The sequence below is a fragment of the Prosthecobacter sp. genome, assembly GCF_046154365.1.
In the GTDB taxonomy this organism is placed as follows: Bacteria; Verrucomicrobiota; Verrucomicrobiia; order Verrucomicrobiales; family Verrucomicrobiaceae; genus Prosthecobacter.
In genome coordinates, this window is record NZ_JBJXFV010000094.1 from 22,286 (window position 1) to 28,285 (window position 6,000).

Genomic DNA, 6,000 nt, shown 5'->3' on the forward strand with positions numbered 1-6,000 from the left:
GGCTGCCGAGACGCGAAGGCACCCGTGCGCTACGGCTGCATGCTTTTCGCCAACGGCGTGAATCCGCACGAGTGGTGGGCGAAGGGCGAGGGCGAGGCGATGGAGCTTTCGAGCACGTTACAGCCCCTCGCAGCGTTCAAGCGCGACATCACGGTGCTGCGCGACCTTCACGTCTTCAACAATACCAGCGGGCCGCACTGGCCGCTGTTCTCGAACTACCTGAGCGGTGCGCAGTTCAAGGAGACGCTCATCCCCGAGGGAGGCGAATCGCTCGATCAGGTCATCGCGCGGCACACCGGCAGGGAAACCGCCGTGCCGAGCCTGGTGCTCGCGGTGGAGCCTGCGGAGAGCGGCCTGCGCAGCGGCGTGCCTGGTGTGTATTACAGCACGGTGTCGTGGTCGTCGAAGAACACACCCATCGCGCCGGAGGTGTATCCGCGTGCCGTGTTTGACCGCCTGTTCGACACCAGCGGCCTGCTGCGTGACAAGAGCGTGCTCGACGCCGTGCTCGCGCAATCAAAGGACACGCGCCGCAGCCTCGGCGCGCAGGACCAGCAGAAGCTCGATGAGTTCATGACCAGCGTGCGCGACCTCGAACAACGCATCGAACGCGCGACGAAAGCGGAGCGCCTCGAAGGTTGGCGCCCCACGTTGGCGAAGCCGAACATGGAGCGTCCCGCCGCCGAACTGCCGCAGGACGTGCGCGAGCACATGCGCATGATGCTCGACCTCATCCTGCTCGCCTGGCGCATGGACAAGACCCGCGTGGCCACGCTCATCTTCAACCGCGATGTCTCGCACATGAAGTTCGGCTTCCTCGACGGCGTGCTCAACGAGCAGCTCCACAGCATTTCGCATCACAAGGAAGACCCGAAGAAGCTCGCGTCGTATCAGCGCATCAACCAGTTCCACGTCGAGCAGCTCGCCTACCTCATGCAGCGCATGAAGCAGGTGGATGAAGGCGGCGGCACCACGATGCTCGACAACGTCATCCTCCAATTCGGCAGCAACATGTTCAACGGCGACAGCCACGACGGCCGCAACCTGCCGATGGTCCTCGCCGGCCACGGCGGCGGCAGCATCGCCGGCGGGCGTGTGCTCGATTTAAGCCGGAAAGCCGAGGAGCAGCAGCGTGCGTGCAACCTCTACCTCACCATCGCCCAGCGCATGGGAGTGAAGCTGGAGCGCTTCGGCGACAGCGTGGGCGCACTCAGCGGTCTGATGGGATGAATGACGCGAGCTGCATGGCCATGACCACCGTCCTCGATCTTCCCTTCAACCGCTTCATCGGCCTGCAAAAGGCCGATGAGCCGCAAATGCTGATGCTGCCTGCGGGCAGGCAGTATTTGAATCATCTCGGCACCGTTCATGCCAGCGCCTTGCTCGCGCTCGCGGAGGCGAGCAGCGGCGAGTGGCTGCTGCGGCAGCTTGGCGGCCTGACGGGCGTCATTCCCGTCGTGCGCAGGCTGGAATCGAAGTTCCGCAAACCAGCGAATGGCGCGGTGAAATCCAGCGTGACAACGAAAGCGGAGCCGATCGAGGCATTGAAGGCCGATCTCGCCGCGAAAGGCCGTGCGCTCATCGAAGTCAGCGTCGAGCTGCATGACGAAGGCGGCCAGCATGTGCTTAGCGCAGCGGTGGAATGGTTCATCACTCGCGCACCATGACTCTCCCTATCAAGACCACCCTCGACCGCATCCCCGGCGGCATGATGCTCGTGCCGTTGATCTTCGGCTGCGTGATCGTGAGCGTGTTTCCCGGCACGCCGGAGTTATTCGGCAAGTCCTTCACCAGTTCGCTCTTTGGCGGGGCGATGCCGCTGCTGGCGGTGTTTTACGTCTGCCTCGGTGCCACGCTTGATTTGAAGGTCACGCCTTACGTTTTGAAAAAAGGCGGCGCACTGCTCGCCACGAAGGCGCTGTGTGGCGTGCTGTGCGCCTGCGTTTTCGGTGCATGGCTCGGTGAGAAACCGGTGGCGGATGGTGTGCTCGCGGGTCTCTCCACGCTCGCCGTCGTTGCGGCCATCAATGACACGAATGGCGGCCTCTACATGGCGCTCATGGGCCAGTATGGCCGTGGTCGCGATGTAGCGGCGTATGCGGTGATGAGTCTGGAGAGCGGGCCGTTCCTGACGATGCTCTCGCTCGGTGTCGCCGGTCTCGCGGCCTTTCCGTGGCAGGTCATGCTCGGCGCGGTGCAGCCGCTGCTCGTGGGCATGATGCTGGGGAATCTCGACCCGCAGATGCGCGAGTTTTTGGGCAAAGGCACCAGCGTGATGATCCCCTTCTTCGCCTTCGCCATCGGCACGACGATGAGTTTGGCCAATCTCTGGCACAGCGGCCTGCTCGGCATCGCGCTCGGTGTTTTCGTCGTCCTCGTCTCCGGCACGCTGCTGCTGTGCGTGGATAAACTCACTGGCGGCAGCGGCCTCGCCGGACTCGCCGCCAGCTCCACCGCCGGCAACGCCGCCGCCGTGCCCGCGCTCGTCGCCGCTGCCAATCCGAAACGGTCGCAGAGGTCAGAATCCCAACCTCTGCGACCGTCCAACCTCTGCGGTTTAAACTCAGTGCTTCTCATCTGCGGCAGTCTCGCGGCCTGGGACATGGGCCGCGCCGACGAGATGATAAAGCGTGGCTTCACCCTCCAAACCATCGTTCAACCCATCTCTCCCACGGTCTGGCAAAGCACGTCAAAACTCATGCTCGCCATCGGCAAGCCTGCCCACACCGACGTGCCAGCCCTGACCGAAAAACTCATCGCATCAGCCTGCGCACTCGCCGCCGACCGCACCGACCTCCGCATCGGCCTCGAGGGTGGTGCCACAGCGATGGCCTTCATTCGGCGGATGGGCTGGACTCGATTCGAGGTCATTCCAGAGGGACACACCGGCGTTGGCACCTTGCGACCACCCGGTGGCCCGCTCCTTTGTGTGAAACCGGGCAGCTACCCGTGGCCAGAAGGTTGTCTCGAATGTCAGAATTGAGCCCGCCGCCACGTCACCTATTCATTGCATGATGCGCCCTCTGCTAGCCTCCATTCTCATCACAACTTCTGCCGCCGCAGCGGACTTTCGGCAGATACTCGATACGCACTGCCTCGCCTGCCACGACCGCGATGCGAAGAAGGGCGACATCGATCTCGAATCGATTCTTAGCGATGACATCGCAACGCATTCCGAGACCTGGGAAGCTGTCGTGAAACAGCTCACCGCCCGCCACATGCCGCCCGTCGGCAAAAAGCGGCCGGATGAAGCAGGCTATGCCGAAGTAGTGAACAAACTCACTGCTGAGCTAGATCGCCAGCCGCCGAAGCTCGTCGCGGGGCCGACGTTGCGCCGCCTCACGCGTGTGGAGTATCAAAACGCGGTGCGTGATCTGCTGGCGGTCGATTTCGATGCGAAGGCAGCTTTTCCTACCGACGAGATCAGCCACGGCTTCGACAACATCACCGTCGGCGACCTACCACCAGCGCTCTTGGATCGCTACATCACCGCGGCGCAGAAAATCGCACGTCAGGCGGTTGGGAACTCGGACAAGCCGGAGATCACGAGCATCCGCGTGAAGTCAGACATCACGCAGGAGTATCATGTGCCAGGCTTGCCGCTCGGCACACGCGGTGGCGTGCTCATTCCACAGGTGTTCTCGCGCGAAGGAGATTATGACGTGCAGATTCGCCTCCAGCGTGATCGCAATGAGCAGGTCGAGGGCATGAACGGCCCCCATGATCTGCAAATCTTGCTGAATCGCGAGGTGAAGGCCGAGTTCACGGTCAAACCGGCGAAGGACAAAAACTACGAGAAGATCGACGCTCATCTCAAAGCGCGGCTGCACATTCCCGCCGGCCAGCATGACGTCGGCGTGGCCTTCCTGCCCAAAGGATCGCCCGTGCTGGAGCGGCTGCGGCAGCCCTACAAGGCCAGCTTCAATCTGCATCGCCATCCACGGCTCTCGCCCGCGATTTATCAGGTGACGATCACGGGGCCGTATGATGCCAAAGATGCGGGCGACACGCCGAGTCGTCGTTTGATCTTCGGCAGTGGCTCCAACGATGCCAAAGCGGTGCTCGCACCGATACTACGCCGTGCGTGGCGTCGTCCGGTGACGGATGAAGATCTCGCCCGAGTGCTGCCGTTCGTGAAGGAGGCTCAGGATTTCGAATCCGGCATCGAATCGGCCCTCGCGGCCATTTTGGTGAGTCGTGAGTTTTTATTCCGCACCGAGACGAAGCTCGATGATGCCGCGCTCGCCCCACGGTTGTCGTTCTTCCTTTGGAGCAGCATCCCGGATGATGAACTTCTCTCACAGCGTCCGCTCGATGTCGAAGCGCAAGCCCGCCGCATGCTGCGTGATCCGCGTGCGAAGACGCTGGTGACGAACTTCGCCGATCAGTGGCTGTATTTGCGCAATCTCGACTCCATCACGCCCGATGCGCGCTTGTTCCCCGACTTCGATCACAACCTGCGCGAGTCCCTCCGCACGGAAACGAGCCAGCTCTTTGAAGACCTCATCAAGAACGACCGCAGCGTGCTCAAACTGCTGCGCACCGACCGCACCTGGCTCGACGAGCGTCTCGCCGCGCATTACGGCATCCCGCACATCTATGGTGATCGCTTTCGCGAGGTGAAACTGGAACCTGAATGGCAGCGCGGCGGCCTGCTGCGCCACGGCAGCATCCTCACCGTCACCAGCTACGCCACACGCACCTCGCCCGTGATTCGCGGGCACTGGATCTTGAAGAATCTCCTCGCCGCAGAGCCGCCACCTCCACCCCCGAACGTGCCAGCGCTTGATGGCGTGATTTCCGAGTCGTTGCCAATTCGTGTGCGCCTCGCCAAACACCGCGAGATGGCCGCCTGCGCCAGTTGCCACAATCTCATGGACCCCGTCGGTTTTGCTTTAGAAAACTATGACGCCATTGGCCGCTGGCATGCCGATGCCGATTCACGCGGTGGTTTCGCGGACGGCAGCACCTTCGACGGCGTCGCCGGACTCGAAGAAACCCTGCTCAAACGCCCCGAACTCTTCGTCACTGCGCTCACTGAAAAACTCCTCACCTACGCCCTCGGTCGCGGCCTGGAAGCAAGCGATGCACCCGCTGTGCGGAAGATCGTGCGCCGTGCAAAGGAGAACGGCTGGAAGTTCTCTGAGATCATCGCAGGCATCGTGACCAATCCAATTTTTAACCACAGAGACACCGAGGGCACAGAGAACAGAAACAGATAAACCCTCTGTGTTTTCGGTGCCTCTGTGGTTCACTCTTTCCTGCCATGCCCATCACTCACAACACCAGCAATGACAATAAACTCACTGGCGTCATTATTGGCGAGGGAGTCCAGCGATGCACCCGCCGTGCAAAGGAGAACGGCTGGAAGTTCTCCGAGCTCATCGTTGGCATCGTGACCAATCCAATTTTTAACCACAGAGACACCGAGGGCACAGAGAACAGAAGCAAATAAACCCTCTGTGTTTTCGGTGCCTCTGTGGTTCACTCTTTCCCGCCATGCCCATCACTCACAACACCAGCAATGACAATAAACTCACTGGCGTCATTATTGCGAGGGAGTCCAGCGATGCACCCGCCGTGCAAAGGAGAACGACTGGAAGTTCTCTGAGATCATTGTCGGCATCGTGACCAATCCAATTTTTAACCACAGAGACACCGAGGGCTAAGAGAACAGAAACAGATAAACCCTCTGTGTTTTCGGTGCCTCTGTGGTTCACTCTTTCCCACCATGCCCATCACTCACAACACCAGCAATGACAATAAACTCACTGGCGTCATTATTGGCGAGGCAATCGAGGTGCATCGCCAGCTTGGTCCTGGACAGCTAGAGGCCGCCTATGAAGAAGCCCTTCAGAAGAGACTCTCCAGAATAGTTCTGCTTTGTTAGAAAAATTCATTGACATTTTTGGTGGACGCGAGCATTAGGACGGACCGCGTGCGCGCATTCTGTGCGCACGCGAGCAAAGACAACAACCAGCCCAGGCCGACGTACGTCGG

General features: G+C 60.9%; 5 protein-coding genes and 1 pseudogene. All 6 read left to right on the plus strand.

Translation table 11 applies throughout. The features are described from left to right. Window positions 1-39 precede the first annotated feature (39 nt). The 6 genes and pseudogenes from ACKVY0_RS12160 (at window position 40) to ACKVY0_RS12185 (ending at window position 5,890) form a co-directional block, all read left to right on the plus strand. Window positions 40-1,230, plus strand: a complete 1,191-nt coding sequence (locus ACKVY0_RS12160) for a DUF1552 domain-containing protein (protein ID WP_409215088.1) — start codon at window positions 40-42, stop codon at window positions 1,228-1,230. Window positions 1,231-1,250: 20 nt separating this feature from the next. Further along, window positions 1,251-1,667 carry a DUF4442 domain-containing protein gene (locus ACKVY0_RS12165; protein ID WP_409215089.1) on the plus strand — a complete coding sequence of 139 codons (417 nt, stop codon included), beginning with the start codon at window positions 1,251-1,253 and terminating at the stop codon, window positions 1,665-1,667. Further along, window positions 1,664-2,527, plus strand: a pseudogene (locus tag ACKVY0_RS12170) (2-keto-3-deoxygluconate permease); the annotation flags it as partial. The gene ACKVY0_RS12165 and the pseudogene ACKVY0_RS12170, both read left to right, overlap by 4 nt. A gap of 484 nt (window positions 2,528-3,011) precedes the next feature. Further along, complete coding sequence (locus ACKVY0_RS12175) at window positions 3,012-5,222, plus strand: DUF1592 domain-containing protein (protein WP_409215090.1); 2,211 nt, start codon at window positions 3,012-3,014, stop codon at window positions 5,220-5,222. Between the two features lie 44 nt (window positions 5,223-5,266). Then, a complete protein-coding gene (locus ACKVY0_RS12180; RefSeq protein ID WP_409215091.1) occupies window positions 5,267-5,455 on the plus strand; it encodes a hypothetical protein in 189 nt (62 codons plus the stop codon). A gap of 276 nt (window positions 5,456-5,731) precedes the next feature. Then, the gene (locus tag ACKVY0_RS12185) at window positions 5,732-5,890 is read left to right on the plus strand and encodes a GxxExxY protein (RefSeq protein ID WP_409215092.1); all 159 of its coding nucleotides are present in this window, start codon (window positions 5,732-5,734) and stop codon (window positions 5,888-5,890) included. Window positions 5,891-6,000 lie beyond the last annotated feature (110 nt).